General features: G+C 72.5%; 16 protein-coding genes. 11 read left to right on the top strand and 5 right to left on the bottom strand.

What is annotated here, in order from left to right; genetic code table 11:
• Positions 1-20: 20 nt before the first annotated feature.
• From purE to manA, 3 genes are all read left to right on the top strand, one after another.
• Complete coding sequence (gene purE / locus J2W21_RS03930; protein WP_307113487.1) at positions 21-539, top strand: 5-(carboxyamino)imidazole ribonucleotide mutase; 519 nt, start codon at positions 21-23, stop codon at positions 537-539.
• 22 nt (positions 540-561) lie between these two features.
• Complete coding sequence (locus J2W21_RS03925; RefSeq protein WP_307113208.1) at positions 562-2,172, top strand: LCP family protein; 1,611 nt, start codon at positions 562-564, stop codon at positions 2,170-2,172.
• 89 nt (positions 2,173-2,261) lie between these two features.
• Positions 2,262-3,527, top strand: a complete 1,266-nt coding sequence (manA, locus tag J2W21_RS03920; RefSeq protein ID WP_307113207.1) for a mannose-6-phosphate isomerase, class I — start codon at positions 2,262-2,264, stop codon at positions 3,525-3,527.
• A gap of 41 nt (positions 3,528-3,568) precedes the next feature.
• On the opposite strand, the gene J2W21_RS03915 is transcribed toward manA, so the two are convergent.
• Positions 3,569-4,657: a lipid II:glycine glycyltransferase FemX gene (locus J2W21_RS03915; RefSeq protein WP_307113206.1), complete on the bottom strand. Its 1,089-nt coding sequence runs from the start codon at positions 4,655-4,657 to the stop codon at positions 3,569-3,571.
• Positions 4,658-4,732: 75 nt separating this feature from the next.
• Entirely contained in the window at positions 4,733-5,806 is a 1,074-nt protein-coding gene (glpX, locus tag J2W21_RS03910) for a class II fructose-bisphosphatase (protein ID WP_307113205.1), read from the bottom strand.
• 96 nt (positions 5,807-5,902) lie between these two features.
• On the opposite strand from glpX, the gene J2W21_RS03905 reads away from it, so the two are divergent.
• From J2W21_RS03905 to J2W21_RS03890, 4 genes are all read left to right on the top strand, one after another.
• A complete protein-coding gene (locus J2W21_RS03905) occupies positions 5,903-6,529 on the top strand; it encodes a DUF4245 domain-containing protein (protein ID WP_307113204.1) in 627 nt (208 codons plus the stop codon).
• 55 nt (positions 6,530-6,584) lie between these two features.
• Positions 6,585-7,163 carry a carbonic anhydrase gene (locus tag J2W21_RS03900; RefSeq protein ID WP_373423068.1) on the top strand — a complete coding sequence of 193 codons (579 nt, stop codon included), beginning with the start codon at positions 6,585-6,587 and terminating at the stop codon, positions 7,161-7,163.
• A gap of 78 nt (positions 7,164-7,241) precedes the next feature.
• The gene (locus J2W21_RS03895) at positions 7,242-8,681 is read left to right on the top strand and encodes a class II fumarate hydratase (protein ID WP_307113202.1); all 1,440 of its coding nucleotides are present in this window, start codon (positions 7,242-7,244) and stop codon (positions 8,679-8,681) included.
• Between the two features lie 146 nt (positions 8,682-8,827).
• The gene (locus J2W21_RS03890) at positions 8,828-9,298 is read left to right on the top strand and encodes an NUDIX hydrolase (protein ID WP_307113201.1); all 471 of its coding nucleotides are present in this window, start codon (positions 8,828-8,830) and stop codon (positions 9,296-9,298) included.
• Between the two features lie 6 nt (positions 9,299-9,304).
• On the opposite strand, the gene J2W21_RS03885 is transcribed toward J2W21_RS03890, so the two are convergent.
• Positions 9,305-9,817, bottom strand: coding sequence for a prepilin peptidase (locus J2W21_RS03885; RefSeq protein ID WP_307113200.1), 513 nt, complete (start codon positions 9,815-9,817; stop codon positions 9,305-9,307).
• A 58-nt stretch (positions 9,818-9,875) separates the two neighbouring features.
• On the opposite strand from J2W21_RS03885, the gene J2W21_RS03880 reads away from it, so the two are divergent.
• A complete protein-coding gene (locus tag J2W21_RS03880) occupies positions 9,876-10,547 on the top strand; it encodes a GNAT family N-acetyltransferase (protein WP_307113199.1) in 672 nt (223 codons plus the stop codon).
• 52 nt (positions 10,548-10,599) lie between these two features.
• Here J2W21_RS03880 and J2W21_RS03875 read toward each other — a convergent pair whose 3' ends face one another.
• The gene (locus J2W21_RS03875) at positions 10,600-11,946 is read right to left on the bottom strand and encodes a PhoH family protein (RefSeq protein ID WP_307113486.1); all 1,347 of its coding nucleotides are present in this window, start codon (positions 11,944-11,946) and stop codon (positions 10,600-10,602) included.
• A gap of 276 nt (positions 11,947-12,222) precedes the next feature.
• Between J2W21_RS03875 and J2W21_RS03870 the strand changes: the two genes are divergently transcribed.
• Together J2W21_RS03870 and J2W21_RS03865 are read left to right on the top strand one after the other, a co-directional pair.
• Positions 12,223-12,876 carry a GntR family transcriptional regulator gene (locus J2W21_RS03870; RefSeq protein WP_307113198.1) on the top strand — a complete coding sequence of 218 codons (654 nt, stop codon included), beginning with the start codon at positions 12,223-12,225 and terminating at the stop codon, positions 12,874-12,876.
• A gap of 78 nt (positions 12,877-12,954) precedes the next feature.
• Positions 12,955-14,163 carry an MFS transporter gene (locus J2W21_RS03865; protein WP_307113197.1) on the top strand — a complete coding sequence of 403 codons (1,209 nt, stop codon included), beginning with the start codon at positions 12,955-12,957 and terminating at the stop codon, positions 14,161-14,163.
• An 8-nt stretch (positions 14,164-14,171) separates the two neighbouring features.
• On the opposite strand, the gene J2W21_RS03860 is transcribed toward J2W21_RS03865, so the two are convergent.
• The gene (locus J2W21_RS03860) at positions 14,172-14,933 is read right to left on the bottom strand and encodes an isoprenyl transferase (protein ID WP_307113196.1); all 762 of its coding nucleotides are present in this window, start codon (positions 14,931-14,933) and stop codon (positions 14,172-14,174) included.
• A gap of 125 nt (positions 14,934-15,058) precedes the next feature.
• Between J2W21_RS03860 and trhA the strand changes: the two genes are divergently transcribed.
• Positions 15,059-15,742, top strand: coding sequence for a PAQR family membrane homeostasis protein TrhA (gene trhA / locus J2W21_RS03855; RefSeq protein ID WP_307113195.1), 684 nt, complete (start codon positions 15,059-15,061; stop codon positions 15,740-15,742).
• Positions 15,743-15,767 lie beyond the last annotated feature (25 nt).

Below are 15,767 nucleotides of genomic sequence, written 5' to 3'. Positions count from 1 at the left end.
AGCCCCTCGTCGGCCTCGTCATGGGCTCCGACTCCGACTGGCCCGTCATGGAGGCCGCCGCCGACGCCCTCGCCGAGTTCGGCGTCCCCTTCGAGGCGGACGTCGTCTCGGCCCACCGGATGCCGGAGGAGATGATCGCCTACGGGAAGTCGGCACGCGAGCGCGGCCTGCGGGCCATCATCGCGGGTGCCGGGGGCGCGGCCCACCTTCCCGGGATGCTCGCCTCGGTGACGACGCTGCCCGTGATCGGCGTGCCGGTGCCGCTGAAGACCCTCGACGGGATGGACTCGCTCCTCTCGATCGTGCAGATGCCGGCAGGCGTCCCCGTCGCCACCGTCTCGATCGGCGGCGCCCGCAACGCCGGCCTGCTCGCCGTGCGGATGCTCGCCTCGGCCCAGGACGAGCTCGGAGAACAGCTCGCCGCACGGCTCGCGGAGTTCGCCGTCGGGCTCAACGCCGCCGCCGCCCGCAAGGGCGAGGCACTGCGCGAGAAGGCCGCGCGGGTCTTCGCGGACGACGCCGACCGACCCGGCGCCTGACGCGCGCACCGACAGGAGGACCATGGCCCTGCACATCCCCGCGCGAAGCCACCAGACCGATCCGATCCGCCATCCCGAGGGCGCCTCGCCCCACGTGCGCACGCGGCGGGCCTTCACGCTCCTGGTCCTGACCCTCCTGGTCCCGGGCACCGCCCAGCTGATCGCGGGGAGCCGCCGCCTCGCCCGCCGCGCCCTGGCCGTCACGGCGACGGTGTGGGCCCTCGCGCTGGTCCTCCTCGTCGTCGGCCTCATCAACCGCGGTGCGGTCCTCACACTGTTCACGCACCCGGTGCTCTCGCTCGTGCTGATCGTGGTCCTGCTCGTGCTGGCCGTCTGCTGGGCCGGCCTGTTCCTGAACACGCTGCGGCTCATCCGCGTCCCGCTCCTCACCCAGCGGATGCGCCCGCTCGTGGTCCTGGCGCTCGTGGTCGCGATGGTCCTCTCGAGCGGCAGCCTCGCGTACGCGGCCTACCTCATCGGGGTGGGCCGGGGAGCGATCGGGACGATCTTCGGCGGCCCGGCCATCAGCCCCGTGGACGGCCGCTACAACTTCATGGTGATGGGCGGCGACGCCGGCGCCGACCGCGTGGGCCGCCGCCCGGACAGCCTCTCGATCATCAGCGTGGACGCCAACACCGGCCGCACCGCCCTCATCTCGATCCCGCGCAACCTGCAGAACGCGCAGTTCCCCGCCGATTCGCCGATGCACAAGATCTACCCGGATGGCTACAACTGCGGCAACGACTGCCTCATCAACGCCATCAACACCGAGGTCAACCAGAAGTACAAGGACCTCTACCCCGGCGTCGACGACCCAGGCGCGCAGGCCACGCTCGAGGCGGCCTCCGGCACGCTCGGCATCAAGGTCCAGGCCTATGTGGTGGTGGACATGGCGGGCTTCCAGCAGCTCATCGACGCGATGGGCGGGATCCGCATCAAGGCCGGCGGCTGGGTGCCGATGAGCGGCGCCTCCCTCGACAACAGCGGGACGCACGCGCTGCCCGTCGGCTGGATCGCCCCCGGGGAGCAGAAGCTCGACGGCTTCCACGCGCTCTGGTACGGGCGCAGCCGCGAGTTCGCGAGCGACTACGACCGGGTCGCCCGGCAGCAGTGCATCGAGCAGGCCATGATCAACCAGCTCAATCCTGCGACCCTCCTGAGCAAGTTCCAGGACATCGCAGGGGCCGGGACCAAGGTCGTGGAATCGAACATCTCCTCGGAGCAGCTCGGCAGCTTCGTCGACCTTGCCATCAAGGGCAAGAGCCAGCCCACGAGCAGACTCGTCATCGGGCCGCCGGACTTCGACGCCTCGTTCCCCACCTACCCGGACTTCTCGGCGATCCACGCGAAGGTGCAGGACTTCCTCAAGCAGGCGAGCGGATCCGCGTCATCGTCCCCGAAGGCGCTGGGAGGCACGACGCCGGCGCTCGGCGGCGGTGCCGCCCTCGCCGTCCCGGGGGCAATCCCGGCCGGCGGGTACGCGCCCGGGGAGGCCCCGGCCAACCAGTACAACGACGTGGGCCCGGACGGGGTCAAGGTCACCCCGCAGCACCTCAACGACCTGTTCAACGCGGGCCGGAACGACCTGCTCGATGCCATCATGTCCGGCAACGGGGAGTGCACGCCGCAGTGACGGGCGATCCCGTCTGAGGTCCCCTGTGACCGGCCGCTCCCCTGATCGACCCGCCCGCACCCCCGTCAGCCCGCCCCTGTGAGGACCCCATGCACCTGCTGAGCAACACCGTCCGCGACTACGCCTGGGGCTCGACGACGGCGATCGCCGAGCTGCTGGGCCGCGATCCCAGCGGGCGGCCCGAGGCCGAACTCTGGATCGGGGCGCACCCCGACGCCCCCTCGCGGCCCCTCGACGACCCGGACGGCTCGAGCCTGACCGAGCTCATCGACGCCGACCCGGCCGGGGCCCTCGGGGCTGCGAGCATCGAGGCCTTCGGCCCCCGCCTGCCGTTCCTGCTCAAGGTCCTCGCGGCAGAGTCCCCCCTGTCCCTGCAGGTCCACCCGAGGCTGGACCAGGCGAAGGCGGGCTTCGCCGCCGAGGAGGCGGCCGGCGTCTCCCGCACCGCCCCGCACCGGAACTACAAGGACGACAACCACAAGCCCGAGATGGTGTTCGCCCTCACCCCGTTCGACGCGCTCACGGGATTCCGTGCGCCGGCCGAGTCCGCCGCGCTGTTCGAGCGGCTCACGGGGCTGCTCGCCGGGTCAGAGGCCGCCGAGGTGACCGAGCAGGTCGCCGAGCTCCTGCGCACCCCGGACGAGGCCGAGGCCCTCAGCGCCGCCTTCGCCCGGCTCATCAACGGCGGCCCGGACGTGCGCTCGTGCGTCGACGCGGCCGCCGCGGCGATCGCCGCCGCCGGGGGCGCGGCGCGCGACGACGCGGCCCTGGCCACCGTCGCGGACCTCGCTGCCGCCTACCCCTCGGACCCCGGAGTGCTCCTGTCGCTCATGCTCAACCGCGTGAGCCTGGCGCCGGGCGAGGCGCTCTACCTGCCGGCGGGCAACGTGCACGCGTACCTGCGGGGCCTGGGCATCGAGGTCATGGCGGCCTCGGACAACGTGCTGCGCGGCGGCCTGACCCCCAAGCACGTCGACATCCCCGAGCTGCTGCGCACCGTGGTGTTCGAGGCACCGGGCATCCCCCGGCTCGCCGCGCAGGAGTCCGCGCTCGGACAGGAGCTGTACCGGCCGCCGTTCGAGGAGTTCCAGCTCCAGCGCATCGACGTGCCTGGCGCGCCGGGCGCGGGGGCGGCGCCGGAGCCGGTTCCGGTGGCCCAGACGGGCGCCGCTGTCGTGCTCGTGGTGCGGGGCTCGCTCACCCTGGACACCCCGAAGGGCGATCTGGTGCTCTCCCGCGGCGACAGCGCCTTCATCCCGGACTCGGAGTCGCCGGCCCTCGCGCACGCGGGCTCGGACGGCGTCCTCGCCTTCGCCGTGACGACGGGGCTCGGCCCCGCCTCGGGCCTGGCCTAGGGCGCACGACGGCGGGCGGCGGCGGCGCCGGTCAGCGCGAGTCAGCGCCGGACGAGCTGACGCGCCCTGCCCGCGGCGCCCCTGACCCGCCGGACGGCCGTCTTCGCCGCCCGGCGGCCCTGCGCGAGCGTCCTGCGGGCGAGCGGCATGCCGGTCGCGTAGACGGGGTAGAGCGGAGAGAGCGGCAGCTCCCACGTCCCGGCGAGCAGGTTCTCGTGCTGGGCGAACTGCTTCTTGAAGTCGGAGATGCCGTCGTTCAGGAGCCCGTTGAGGTCGTAGCGGGTGCAGCCATCGGCCTTCATCGCCATGAAGGCGGCCCACTTCACGCCGTAGTTCGCGCGGGCCTTCTGCCCGGCGGCGTTCACCCCGCCGTAGAGCTCGAAGGCGGTCCCGGCGCTGCGCGCGATCCAGACGAAGGCGACCACGCGGTCGCCGTCGAACGCGGCGACGATCGGCGAGTCATCGCCGAGGAAGCGCCAGATGTCCCGGTAGTACGCGTCCTCGTGGATGCCGAACCCGGCTCGCTCCGCGGTCTCGCGGTAGATGGCGAGCACCTGCCCGAGCTCATCCTCGGTCGCGACCTTGCGGAACTCCAGGTCGCCGCGCAGGTTCTTGCGGACGTTGGCGCGCGTGGTGCGGGACATGTCCGCCATGAGCTCGTCCTCGCTGCGGCCGAGGTCGAGGATGAGGGTGCGCGGGATGAGGATCGTGCTGTCGGTGCGGCGGAAGCCGGCCGCCTCGAGCCCGCGCTCCCCCGCCGAACCGGCGTCCCAGTCCGGTTCGGCGACGAGCGCCACCGGGCCGTGCGCCGCGCGGACCGCGGCCGCGACGGCGGCCAGCACGCGCTCGGCGTCCTCGGGCGCGCACACGGGGCCGCGGGAGAGGTAGGCCAAGGACTTGAGGGGCCACGGCAGGGTCCGGTAGAGCACCTGGGCGCCGCCGACCACCGTCCCGCCGTCGGTCACGATGAGGCGCTCGGTGCGCCAGTGGTGGGCCGCCTTGACCTCGCCCCAGCCCCACAGCTGCAGGGGGTGCCCTCCGTGGCCGTTCACCAGGGTGTCCCACGCGGCGCGGTCCCTGCAGGGACTGACGGTCAGCTCGGGGGCGGCCTGCTGGCTCTCGGGGCTCATGATCCTCCTGGGTCGGGCGTCGGGGTGCCGGCGACGCCCGACTGGGGCGCGGCCGCGCCCCAGTCTAGCCGCGGCTCAGGCCCGGCGAGCCCAGTTCTCCCACTTGCTCGCGTGGTGCTCGGCGTCCACGAAGCGGACGGTCCCGGACTTGGAGCGCATCACGATCGACTGCGTCTTGACCCGGTCCTTGCGGTAGCGCACGCCGCGGAGCAGGTCGCCGTCCGTGATGCCCGTCGCGGCGAAGTAGCAGTTGTCGCTCGTGACGAGGTCGTTCGTGGTGAGGACGCGGTCGAGGTCGTGCCCGGCGTCGAGCGCCTTCTGCTTCTCCTCGTCGCTCGTGGGCCAGAGACGGCCCTGGATCACGCCGCCGAGGGCCTTGATGGCGCAGGCCGCGACGATGCCCTCGGGCGTGCCGCCGATGCCCATGAGGGCGTCCACCCCGGTGCCCTCGCGGGCAGCGGCGATGGCGCCGGCCACGTCGCCGTCCATGATGAACTTGGTCCGCGCCCCGGCAGCCCGGATCTCCTCGACGAGGGGCTTGTGGCGGTCGCGGTCCAGGACGCACACGTTGATCTGGTTGACCTTGACGCCCTTGGCCTTGGCGATGAGGTGCAGGTTCTGCTTCACCGGCAGGCGCAGGTCCACGAGGTCCGCGGCCTCGGGGCCCGTGACGAGCTTCTCCATGTAGAAGACCGCGGAGGGGTCGAACATCGTGCCGCGCTCGGCCACGGCGAGGACCGCGAGGGCGTTGTTGATGCCGAGGGCGGTGAGGCGCGTGCCATCGATGGGGTCGACGGCGACGTCCACCTCCGGCCCTGTGCCGTCGCCGACGCGCTCGCCGTTGAACAGCATCGGGGCCTCGTCCTTCTCGCCCTCGCCGATCACGACGACACCGTTGAAGTGCACGGTCTGCAGGAACGAGCGCATCGCGTCGACGGCCGCGCCGTCGGCCTTGTTCTTGTCGCCGAAGCCGACCCAGTGGCCGCCGGCGATCGCGGCGGCCTCGGTCACCCGGACGAGCTCTAGCGCGAGGTTGCGGTCCGGCTCGTCGGCTCCCACGTGGAGCGAGCTGGAAAGGGTCGAGTACTGGGTGTCTTGGGACGCAGTGGACACTGAGGACCTCTTCTTCGAGCGGGCGTGTGCCTTCATCCTAGTCGTCCCGGCCCCGCCGCCCCGAAAGGATGTCGGCTGCCCCCGACGCATTCGCATTCGCGAACACCGCGCCGCATGCGGGACCATGGAGGGGTGAGCAGCACCGACCACGCCCCCGAGACGCACGACGCCCAGGCCACCGCAGGCCCCGACGACGCGCCCGCCGTCAAGCCCGTCCTGACCCCTGCCGCGGCCAAGCGGGCCAACGCCTCGGTGATCGGCATGATCATGGCGCTGCTGGTGAGCTTGCTGGCGATCGTCCCCGTGGTGCTGCTGAACGCGGGGCAGAAGACGGACACGTACCGGCCGGCCGTCGATGTCGCGGCGGTCGCGGCGAACGCCAAGCCGGTGGCCGGCTTCAGCCCGGTCGTCCCCCAGCTGCCGGCCGGCTACTCCCCCAACTACGCCCGCTGGGTCTCGGGGACCTCGGACGGCGTCTCGCACTGGGACCTCGGCTACCTCACCCCCACCCAGCAGTTCGTCTCGGTCGAGCAGACCGCGTCCGCGAACCCGACGTGGCTCGCGGACCAGGTGCACAAGGCCCCGACCACCGGGACGCGGGACGCCGGAGGGGTCGAGTGGACCCTCTACGACAAGCCGGGCACCGAGAAGAGCTATGTCGCGACCATCGCCGGCACCACGGTGATCGTGAGCGGCTCGGCGGGGTTCGACGAGTTCGACGCCGTGGCGGCGGCCGCCGCCGCGTCGGCACGCTCCTAGCTCCCGTAGAGTAGGGCCCGTGACCCAGACTCTTTCTCCCGCCCAGGCGTGGCAGATGCTGCGCGACGGAAACCAGCGCTTCGTGGATGGCGCGAGCCTCCACCCGAACCAGGACTCGGCCCGCCGCCACGAGCTCGTGGCGTCGCAGAACCCCGTGTGCGTGATCTTCGGCTGCTCGGACTCGCGCCTCGCCGCGGAGATCATCTTCGACCTCGGCCTCGGGGACGCGTTCGTGGTCCGCTCCGCAGGCCACGTCATCGACGAGGCCGTGCTCGGCTCGCTCGAGTACGCGGTCGAGCCGCTCAACGTCCCGCTCATCGTGGTCCTCGGCCACGACTCCTGCGGCGCCGTCACGGCGAGTGTCCAGGCGTACGAGACCGGCACGATGCCGGGCGGGTTCGTCCGCGACCTCGTCGAGCGCATCATGCCCTCGGTCCTCACGGCCCAGCGCAACGGGATCACCGACGTCGACAGCACCGTCGTCGAGCACGTCCGCCAGACCGGCAAGCGGCTCCTCGACACGTCCCAGACCATCGCGACCGCCGTCGAGGAGGGGCGCACCGCCGTCCTCGGCGTCTGCTACCACCTGGCCGAGGGCAAGGCCGAGCTCGTCTCCGGCTTCGGGGACGTCTAGTCCCCCTCCCCGGTCCGCGTCCGCCGCAGGGCGCTCCCGGTTCGGGAGTGCCCTGCGTCCGGGGCTAATCTGGGAGCCATGACTGACTCTGCAGTGCAGGCCCCTGCCACGGAATACCGGATCGAGCACGACACGATGGGCGAGGTGCGCGTGCCCGCCTCGGCCCTCTACCGCGCCCAGACGCAGCGCGCCGTCGAGAACTTCCCGATCTCGGGCAAGACCCTCGAGCGCAAGCACATCGAGGCGCTCGCGCGGGTGAAGAAGGCCGCCGCGCGCGCCAACGAGGACCTCGGCGTGATCGACGCCGAGCTCGCCGACGCGATCGCCGCTGCCGCCGACCGCGTTGCCGCCGGCGAATTCGACGCGCACTTCCCCATCGACGTGTTCCAGACCGGATCGGGCACGTCCAGCAACATGAACATGAACGAGGTCCTCGCCGAGCTCGCCACGCGCGCGCTCAAGGAGGCGGGCAGCGACAAGGTCGTCCACCCGAACGACCACGTCAACGCCTCCCAGTCTTCCAACGACGTCTTCCCCACCTCGGTGCACGTCGCCGCGACCAACGCCCTCCTGAACGACCTCGTGCCCGCGCTCACGCACCTGGCGGCGTCGTTGAGCCGCAAGGCCGAGGAGTTCAAGGACATCGTGAAGTCCGGCCGCACGCACCTCATGGACGCCACGCCGGTGACCCTCGGCCAGGAGTTCGGCGGCTACGAGGCGCAGGTGCGCTACGGGATCGAGCGCATCGAGTCCTCGCTCCCCCGCGTCGCCGAGGTGCCCCTCGGCGGCACCGCTGTCGGCACGGGCATCAACACCCCCGCGGGCTTCCCGCAGCGCGTCATCGAGCTCCTCGCGGCCGACACGGCGCTGCCCATCACCGAGGCGCGCAACCACTTCGAGGCCCAGGCGAACCGCGACGGCCTCATCGAGGCCTCGGGCCAGCTGCGCAACATCGCGTACTCGATCATGAAGATCGCCAACGACCTGCGCTGGATGGGCTCGGGCCCGAACACCGGCCTCGGCGAGATCGCGATCCCCGACCTCCAGCCGGGCTCCTCGATCATGCCGGGCAAGGTCAACCCCGTCATCTGCGAGGCCGCGATCATGGTGGCCGCGCAGGTGATCGGCAACGACACGACGATCGCCCTGTCCTCGACCAACGGCGCCTTCGAGCTCAACGTCGGCATCCCGGTCATGGCCGCGAACCTGCTCGAGTCCATCCGTCTGCTCGCCAACACGGCCCGTGTCATGGCGGACAAGATGGTGGACGGCATCCAGGCCAACGTCGAGCGCGCACGCTTCCTCGCCGAGGCCTCGCCCTCGATCGTCACGCCGCTGAACAAGTTCATCGGCTACGAGAACGCCGCGGCGATCGCCAAGAAGGCCGTCAAGGAGGGCCTGACGATCCGCGAGGCGACGGTCGCGCTCGGCTACGTGGGCGAAGGCGACGGCAAGGTCTCCGAGGCCGACCTCGACAAGGCCCTCGACGTCACCACCATGACGGGCACCAACAAGTAGTCCGCCGCCCCTGACGAGAGTCACCTCCTGAAGGTCACCTCCTGGGAGTCTTTGTCCTGACATCGACGTCCAGGGGGTGGCCTTCAGGGCGTCTGGAGCGGGGCCGGCTGCGGGACGCCGCGGCTGCCCCGGGTAGTCTGAGTGCCGTGCCCACGCCTGACTTCATCCTCACCCTGCGCGACATGGTCGGCGACCACCCGCTCTGGCTCCCGGGGGTCAAGGCCGTCGTGACGGACGACGCCGGCCGCCTCCTCCTCGTCCGGCGCGCCGACAACGGGCGCTGGACAGTCCCCGCGGGCATCGTCGAGCCGGGCGAGGAGCCCGCGGCGACGGCGGTGCGCGAGGTGCTCGAGGAGACCGGTGTCCACGTGGCGGTCACCCACCTCGCCGGCGTCGGCATCACGGCCCCGGTGGTGTACCCCAACGGCGACCACGCCCAGTACCTCGACGTCGTGATGGCCTGCTCGTACACGGGCGGCGAGGCACGGGTGAACGACGACGAGAACCTCGAGGTCGGCTGGTTCTCCCGCGACGGCCTGCCCGAGGTGCCGCCGCTGCACGGCCGCGCCATCGAATGGGCCCTCGACCCGGAGCGCCGCGCCCACTTCGTCGGCTGAGGCGGCTCAGGCGGGCAGCACGAGCGCGATCGCGGTCCCCGCGAGCATGAACGGGCCGAAGGGGATGGCGGACTTGGCGGTGCCCCGGCGCGTGACGATGAGCCCCAGGCCGTACAGGCCTCCGAGCAGGAACGCCACCGCGGTGCCCCAGAACAGGTGCTGCCAGCTCAGGAAGCCCAGGTACAGGCCGAGCACGCCGGCGAGCTTGACGTCCCCGAACCCCATCCCGGCCGGGTAGACCACCCGCAGCACGAAGTAGACGAGCCACAGCACGGCGCCGCCGCCGAGGACCCGCACGGCCGCCCCGGCATCGAAGCCCCCGGCCGCCACCACCGCGGCGACGGTGAGCGGGACCGCCGCCCAGTAGCTCGGCAGGACGATCCGGTTCGGGAGCAGATGGCTGCGGATGTCGATCACGGCGAGCCGCGCGGCCATCCAGAGGTAGTAGGCCAGGCACGCGACGACGAGCCAGAACGCGACGGGGCTGGCCTGCCACAGCTCGGGAAGTCGGTCGGTCACACTGTGGACACTAGCGCCACGGGCCTCACCTCGGCCGGAGCTGGGCTAGCGTGGCGGGATGATGACGCTCGAGGACGCCTGGCCCCTCTTCGGCCTCTGCCTGCGCACCCCTCGGCTCGAGCTCCGGCCCCTCCGTGACGAGGACATCCCGCGCTACGTCGAGGCAGCCCGCGGCGGCCTCACCGACCGCGCCCTCGCCCCGCCCGGGCGCTCCGCCCTGGCCAACGCATGGGACGAGTCCGAGAACATCGCGGCCAACAGCGCACGGTGGATCTGGGAGTCGCGCCTCCGATCCAGCCCCGAGGCGTGGACCATCATGTTCGGCCTCTGGTCGCGGGAGGGCGAGTTCCTCGGCGCCCAGGACGTCGGGGCCACCGACTTCGCCGCGCTGCGCACGGTGGGCACCGGCTCGTGGCTGCGCCGCTCGGCGCGCGGTCTGGGGCTCGGCACCGAGATGCGCGCGGCCGTGCTGCTGTGGGCCTTCGACCACCTCGACGCCGAGGTCGCCCAGACCAGCGCCTACGACTGGAACGCGCCCTCGATCGGCGTCAGCCGCTCCCTCGGGTACGAGCCCAACGGCGAGGCGCGCTGCGGGGGCGCCCCCGGCGTCGTCGAACGCGAACTCCGCTTCCGCCTCGCGAAGGAGGCGTTCCGGCGCCCCCGGTGGCAGCTCGAGGTGAGCGGGCACGCGCCGGCCGCCGCCTTCCTCGGCGTCCCGGAGCGGGACTGAAGGACGACGGCGGCCGGTCGCCGGGCGCTGGCGGCCCGGCAGGGCGCGGGGACTAGATCTCTGCCCCCTCGAGCAGCTCGGTGACGAGCGCGGCGATGGGCGAGCGCTCGGAGCGGGTGAGCGTCACGTGGCCGAACAGGGGGTGGCCCTTGAGGGTCTCGACCACGGCGGCGATCCCGTCGTGCCGGCCGACCCGTAGGTTGTCCCGCTGGGCGACGTCGTGCGTGAGCACGATCTTGGAATTCTGCCCGATGCGGCTCATGACGGTCAGGAGCACGTTCTTCTCGAGTGACTGGGCCTCGTCCACGATCACGAACGAGTCGTGCAGCGACCGGCCGCGGATGTGGGTGAGCGGGAGGACCTCGATCAGGCCGGCATCCATGACGTGGTCGAGGACGTCCTTGCCCACGAGCGCGCCCAGGGTATCGAAGACGGCCTGGCCCCACGGGTTCATCTTCTCGGCCTCGGTGCCGGGCAGGTAGCCGAGCTCCTGGCCGCCCACGGCGAAGAGCGGGCGGAACACGACGACCTTCTTGTGCTCGCCACGCTCCATCACGGCCTCGAGGCCCGCACACAGGGCGAGCGCGGACTTGCCGGTGCCGGCCTTGCCGCCGAGCGAGACGATGCCCACGCCGGGGTCCATGAGCAGGTCGATCGCGAGCCGCTGCTCGGCCGAGCGCCCGTGGAGCCCGAACACCTCGCGGTCGCCGCGCACGAGCCGCACCTGCTTGTCGGCCCCCACGCGCCCGAGGGCGGAGCCGCGGTGCGAGAGCACCACGAGGCCGGTGTTGACCGGCATCTCGGCCGCCTCGGGGATGAAGACCGGCTCGTGCCCGTAGAGCGCGCCGATCTGCTCCTCGTCCGCGTCGACCTCGGCCACCCCGGTCCAGCCGGAGTCGACGATCTGCTCGTTGCGGTACTCGTCCGCGTCGAGGCCCATGGCGGAGGCCTTGACCCGCATCGGGAGGTCCTTGGACACGAGCGTCACCGAGCGCCCCTCGTTGGCCAGGTTCTTGGCGACGGCGAGGATGCGGGAGTCGTTCTCGCCACTGCGGAAGCCCGCAGGGAGCACGTCCGCGGAGATGTGGTTGAGCTCGACCGTGAGGGTCCCGCCCTCGGCCGCGCCGTCCGCCGCGAGCGGGACGGGCCGGCTGAGGCTCCCGTGCCGGATGCGCAGGTCGTCGAGCAGGCGCAGGGCCTTGCGGGCGAAGTAGCCCAGTTCGGGGTCGTGGCGCTTGCCCTCAAGCTCGGTGATCACGACGACGGGGATCACCACCTCGTGCTCGGCGAAGCGCAGGAGCGCCCGCGGATCCGACAGCAGCACGGACGTGTCCAGGACGTAGGTCCTCCGCGGGTCCCCGGCGGGGGCGCCTGCGGCGGTGGTCTCTTCGGGCAGCATTCCAGTGGTCGTCACGTCGACTCCAGCCCCCGGGTCTCCCCGGCGTTCTCCAGTTCCGTCCGGCTCGGCCCGGAGGCCGGAACCGGCCTCCCTGGACTGCTGCAGCGCAGCGCCCACATTCGGCCTCCCCGTACCGGAGGCGGATACCTCCGATGGCCACAATGTACGCCGCGCCACATGACGTGCGGATGAACGCGCGGGGAGTGTCCGGCAAATCACGCCTGGGAGCGCCCCATCTGATGCATCTATCAATAGATGCAAGAGTAGGCTGGAGGCATGGCCGGTACCGAGCAGCCCCAGACAGCCGCCGAGCGCGCGCATGCGGCGCTCGCGGACGCCGTCGTCTCCGGAGCCCTCGCGCCGGGAGCGCTCATCACGGAGGGCGAGCAGTCCGCAGTCCTCGGGATGAGCCGCACGCCGGTCCGGGAGGCCTTCCTGCGGCTCGCCTCCGAGGGGCTGCTGCGCCTGTACCCGAAGAAGGGCGCGGTGGTGACCGCGGAGGATGACGCCGCGACCCGCCAGCTCCTCGAGGCCCGGGTCATGCTCGAGTCCGAGTCCGTGCGGGCCGTCGCCCACGGGCCGCGGACCGAGGGGGCGACCGCTCCGGCGCTCGCCCGCCTCCTCGAGGCCCAGCAGCGCGCGATCGACGCCGGCGACGCGCTCGCGTTCGCCCGTGCCGACCACGCCTTCCACGCCGCCGTCGCCGCCGCCTCCGGCAACGCGCTCACGGGCGCGTTCTACGGCCAGATCCGGCCCCGACTCGAGCGGCTCACCCACGCGATCGTCCGCCAGGGCGAGGCCAACCTGGCCCGGTTCCTGTCCGACCACCGCCGGCTCACCACGTTCCTCGACCGAGGCGACGCCGCCGGGTATGCGACCCTCCTGCGCACCCACGTGGGCATCGACGCCCCCCGCCCCTCCGGCTCCTGAGGGCCCCGGCCGCCCCGTCCGCACCCCCCTGATCCGCCCCGCTCCCCTCACCGCATCCCCCTGAGAAGAAAGCTGTCCATGCACCGCCCCTGGCTCCGCGCCGCCACCGCCCTGTTCGCCATCGCCTGGGGAGGGAACCACTTCACGCCCCTGCTGCACCTGTACGAGGCCAGGTTCGGCTACGCGGCAGTCACGGTGGACCTGTTCCTGGGCACCTACGTGGCCGGGCTCGTGCCCGGCCTCCTCCTCGGCGGCGCCCTGTCCGACCGCCGCGGCAGGCGCCCCCTTGTCCGCGCGGGCGTCGTCTTCGGCGCGCTCGCGAGCGTGGTCCTCGCCCTCGGCGCGGCCGTGCCCGCGGTGATGTGCGCCGGGCGCCTGCTCGCCGGCGTCTCGGTGGGCATCGCCATGTCGGTCGGCACGAGCTGGGTCAAGGAGCTCACCTCGCCCCGCTTCGATCCCCTCCTCGGCGACGCCGCGCGCACGACGGCGGGGGCCCGCCGCCCGGCGCTCGCGCTCACCCTGGGCTTCGGGATCGGCGCAGGCGTGGCAGGCTCGCTCGCGCAGTGGGCCCCGCTTCCCTCGCTCCTGCCCTACGCCGTCCACCTGGTCGTCTCGGCGGCGGCGCTCGGGCTGCTCGCCGGCGTCCCGGAGACGGCTCCGCCCCTGCCCGCGGGCGCGGCGGCCAGCCTCTGGGAGGACCTGCGCGTGCCGCTCGCGGGACACGCGCGCTTCGTCCGCGTCGTGCTGCCTGCCGCGCCCTGGATCTTCGCCACGGCCGGGATCGGCTACGCCGTCATCCCGCTCCTCGAGGCTCCGGCGATGGGCCCGTGGGCCCTCGCCTATGCGACGGGACTGACGGTGCTCACGCTCGGGATCGGCGCGCTCGTGCAGCCGCTCGTGCCGCGGCTGGAGGCGGCGACCGGAGGGCGGTCGGGGATCGTCGGCCTGGGCGCGATGCTCGCGGGGCTCCTGCTTGCCGCCGCCAGCGCCGCGGCGCTCTCCCCGTGGCTCGGCGCGGCGGCAGCCGCGGTCCTCGGCGCGGCCTACGGCACGTGCCTGGTCTCGGGGCTCAAGGAGGTCCAGGCCATCGCCGGGCCCCGCGACCTCGCCGGGCTGACCGGCGTGTACTACAGCGTGAGCTATGCAGGGTTCCTCCTGCCGCTCCTGCTCGCCGCCCTGGCCGGCGTCGCGACCTACACGATGCTCCTGCTCGGGGTCGCGGGCGTGTGCCTCGCCTCGTTGCTCGCCGTCGCGCGGGGGCTGCGGACCACCCGGACCGAGGCCTAGCTGCCTAGCTACACGCCGAAGCGGCGCTGGCGGCCCGCATAGTCGCGCAGGGCCCGCAGGAAGTCCACCTTGCGGAAGGCCGGCCAGAGGGCCTCGCAGAAGTAGAACTCGCTGTACGCGCTCTGCCACATGAGGAAGCCGGAGAGCCGCTGCTCGCCCGAGGTGCGGATCACGAGGTCGGGATCCGGCTGGCCCGCGGTGTACAGGAAGCGGGAGATGTCGTCGACGTCGAGGCGGTCCGCGAGCGCGGCGATGTCCTCCCCGCGGGCGAGGGCGTCGCGCAGGAGGTCGCGCACGGCGTCGACGATCTCCCGCCGGCCGCCGTAGCCGACGGCGACGTTGACGTGCAGCGGCTCGGAGGGGCTCGGCTTGGCCGTGAGGCGCGCGAGGCGCTCGGCGAGGTGGTCCGGCAGGATCTCGGGGGCGCCCATCGCGTGCACGGACACGGACGGGTCCTCGTCGAGGCGGTCCAGCGTGTCGGCGATGATGTCCGCCAGCTCGGCGAGCTCCTCGGACGAGCGGCCGAGGTTGTCGGTCGAGAGCATGTAGAGCGTCACGACGCGCACGCCGAGCTCGCGGCACCAGCCGAGGAACTCGTGGATCTTGTCAGCCCCGGCGCGGTGGCCCTGGCTCGTGGGGGCGTTGAACTGGCGGGCCCAGCGGCGGTTGCCGTCCACCATGACCCCGATGTGCCCGGGAACGCTGTCGGGGCTCAGCGAGCGCTGGAGCCGGCGCTCGTAGAAGCCGTAGAGGAAGCCGGGCAGTTCCATGGCCCTCCCGCCCGTCGAATCCGTGCCCGGTTCCGGGCGCCCACGCTGCTGCCCCTCTAGGCTACCGCAGCACCATCTGGAGCTACCGACCAGTAACCTACCCGACCGTAAGTTAGACTCGGACCATGCAGCACCCTGCGGAGATCCGCGCAGAGCTCCTGTCCCTCAAGCCCTCGTGGCGCGGCTGGATCCATGCCGCGACCGCCCCGCTGGCCCTCGCCGCGGGGATCGTCCTGGTGTCGCTCGCCCCCGGCGCCGACCGCAAGATCGCCTCGGCGGTCTACGCCGTCACCGGGCTCCTCCTCTTCGCGGTGAGCGCCGTCTACCACCTCGGCAACTGGGCGCCGCGCACCAAGGCCCTGCTCAAGCGGCTCGACCACACGAACATCATGCTCGTCATCGCCGGCACCTACACGCCGCTCTCGTGGGTCCTCCTCCCCCGCCCCACGGCAGTGCTGCTGCTGACGCTCATCTGGGCGGGCGCCGTCGCCGGCGTCGCGTTCCGCACGCTGTGGGTGGGCGCCCCGCGCTGGCTGTACGTGCCCATCTACGTGGCCCTCGGCTGCGCGGCCCTGCTGTTCCTCCCCGAGTTCTTCGCCGCGAGCGTCCCCGCGGCGATCCTCATCTGCGTCGGCGGCGCGCTCTACATTGCCGGCGCGGTCTTCTATGGGATCCGCCGCCCCAACTTCTCCTATCACCACTTCGGCTTCCACGAGTTCTTCCACGCGTTCACGGTGGCCGCGTTCGCGGTCCACTACGTGGCGATCCTGCTCGCCGTGCTGGGCGCACCGATCATCACCGGCGCGTAGCGCGGGGCGCCGCGGCCGGCGGCCG

Source organism: Sinomonas atrocyanea, assembly GCF_030811715.1.
Lineage (GTDB): Bacteria > Actinomycetota > Actinomycetes > Actinomycetales > Micrococcaceae > Sinomonas > Sinomonas atrocyanea_A.
Note: the sequence above shows the minus strand (reverse complement) of the source record. Positions and strands in the feature narration are given on the sequence as shown.

Coding starts and splice junctions, on each gene's coding strand:
- purE (WP_307113487.1), top strand. CDS start 21: ATGGGCTCCGACTCCGACTGGCCCGTCATGGAGGCCGCCGCCGACGCC.
- J2W21_RS03925 (WP_307113208.1), top strand. CDS start 562: ATGGCCCTGCACATCCCCGCGCGAAGCCACCAGACCGATCCGATCCGC.
- manA (WP_307113207.1), top strand. CDS start 2,262: ATGCACCTGCTGAGCAACACCGTCCGCGACTACGCCTGGGGCTCGACG.
- J2W21_RS03915 (WP_307113206.1), bottom strand. CDS start 4,657: ATGAGCCCCGAGAGCCAGCAGGCCGCCCCCGAGCTGACCGTCAGTCCC.
- glpX (WP_307113205.1), bottom strand. CDS start 5,806: ATGAAGGCACACGCCCGCTCGAAGAAGAGGTCCTCAGTGTCCACTGCG.
- J2W21_RS03900 (WP_373423068.1), top strand. CDS start 6,585: ATGCTGCGCGACGGAAACCAGCGCTTCGTGGATGGCGCGAGCCTCCAC.
- J2W21_RS03895 (WP_307113202.1), top strand. CDS start 7,242: ATGACTGACTCTGCAGTGCAGGCCCCTGCCACGGAATACCGGATCGAG.
- J2W21_RS03880 (WP_307113199.1), top strand. CDS start 9,876: ATGATGACGCTCGAGGACGCCTGGCCCCTCTTCGGCCTCTGCCTGCGC.
- J2W21_RS03875 (WP_307113486.1), bottom strand. CDS start 11,946: ATGCTGCCCGAAGAGACCACCGCCGCAGGCGCCCCCGCCGGGGACCCG.
- J2W21_RS03870 (WP_307113198.1), top strand. CDS start 12,223: ATGGCCGGTACCGAGCAGCCCCAGACAGCCGCCGAGCGCGCGCATGCG.
- J2W21_RS03865 (WP_307113197.1), top strand. CDS start 12,955: ATGCACCGCCCCTGGCTCCGCGCCGCCACCGCCCTGTTCGCCATCGCC.
- J2W21_RS03860 (WP_307113196.1), bottom strand. CDS start 14,933: ATGGAACTGCCCGGCTTCCTCTACGGCTTCTACGAGCGCCGGCTCCAG.
- trhA (WP_307113195.1), top strand. CDS start 15,059: ATGCAGCACCCTGCGGAGATCCGCGCAGAGCTCCTGTCCCTCAAGCCC.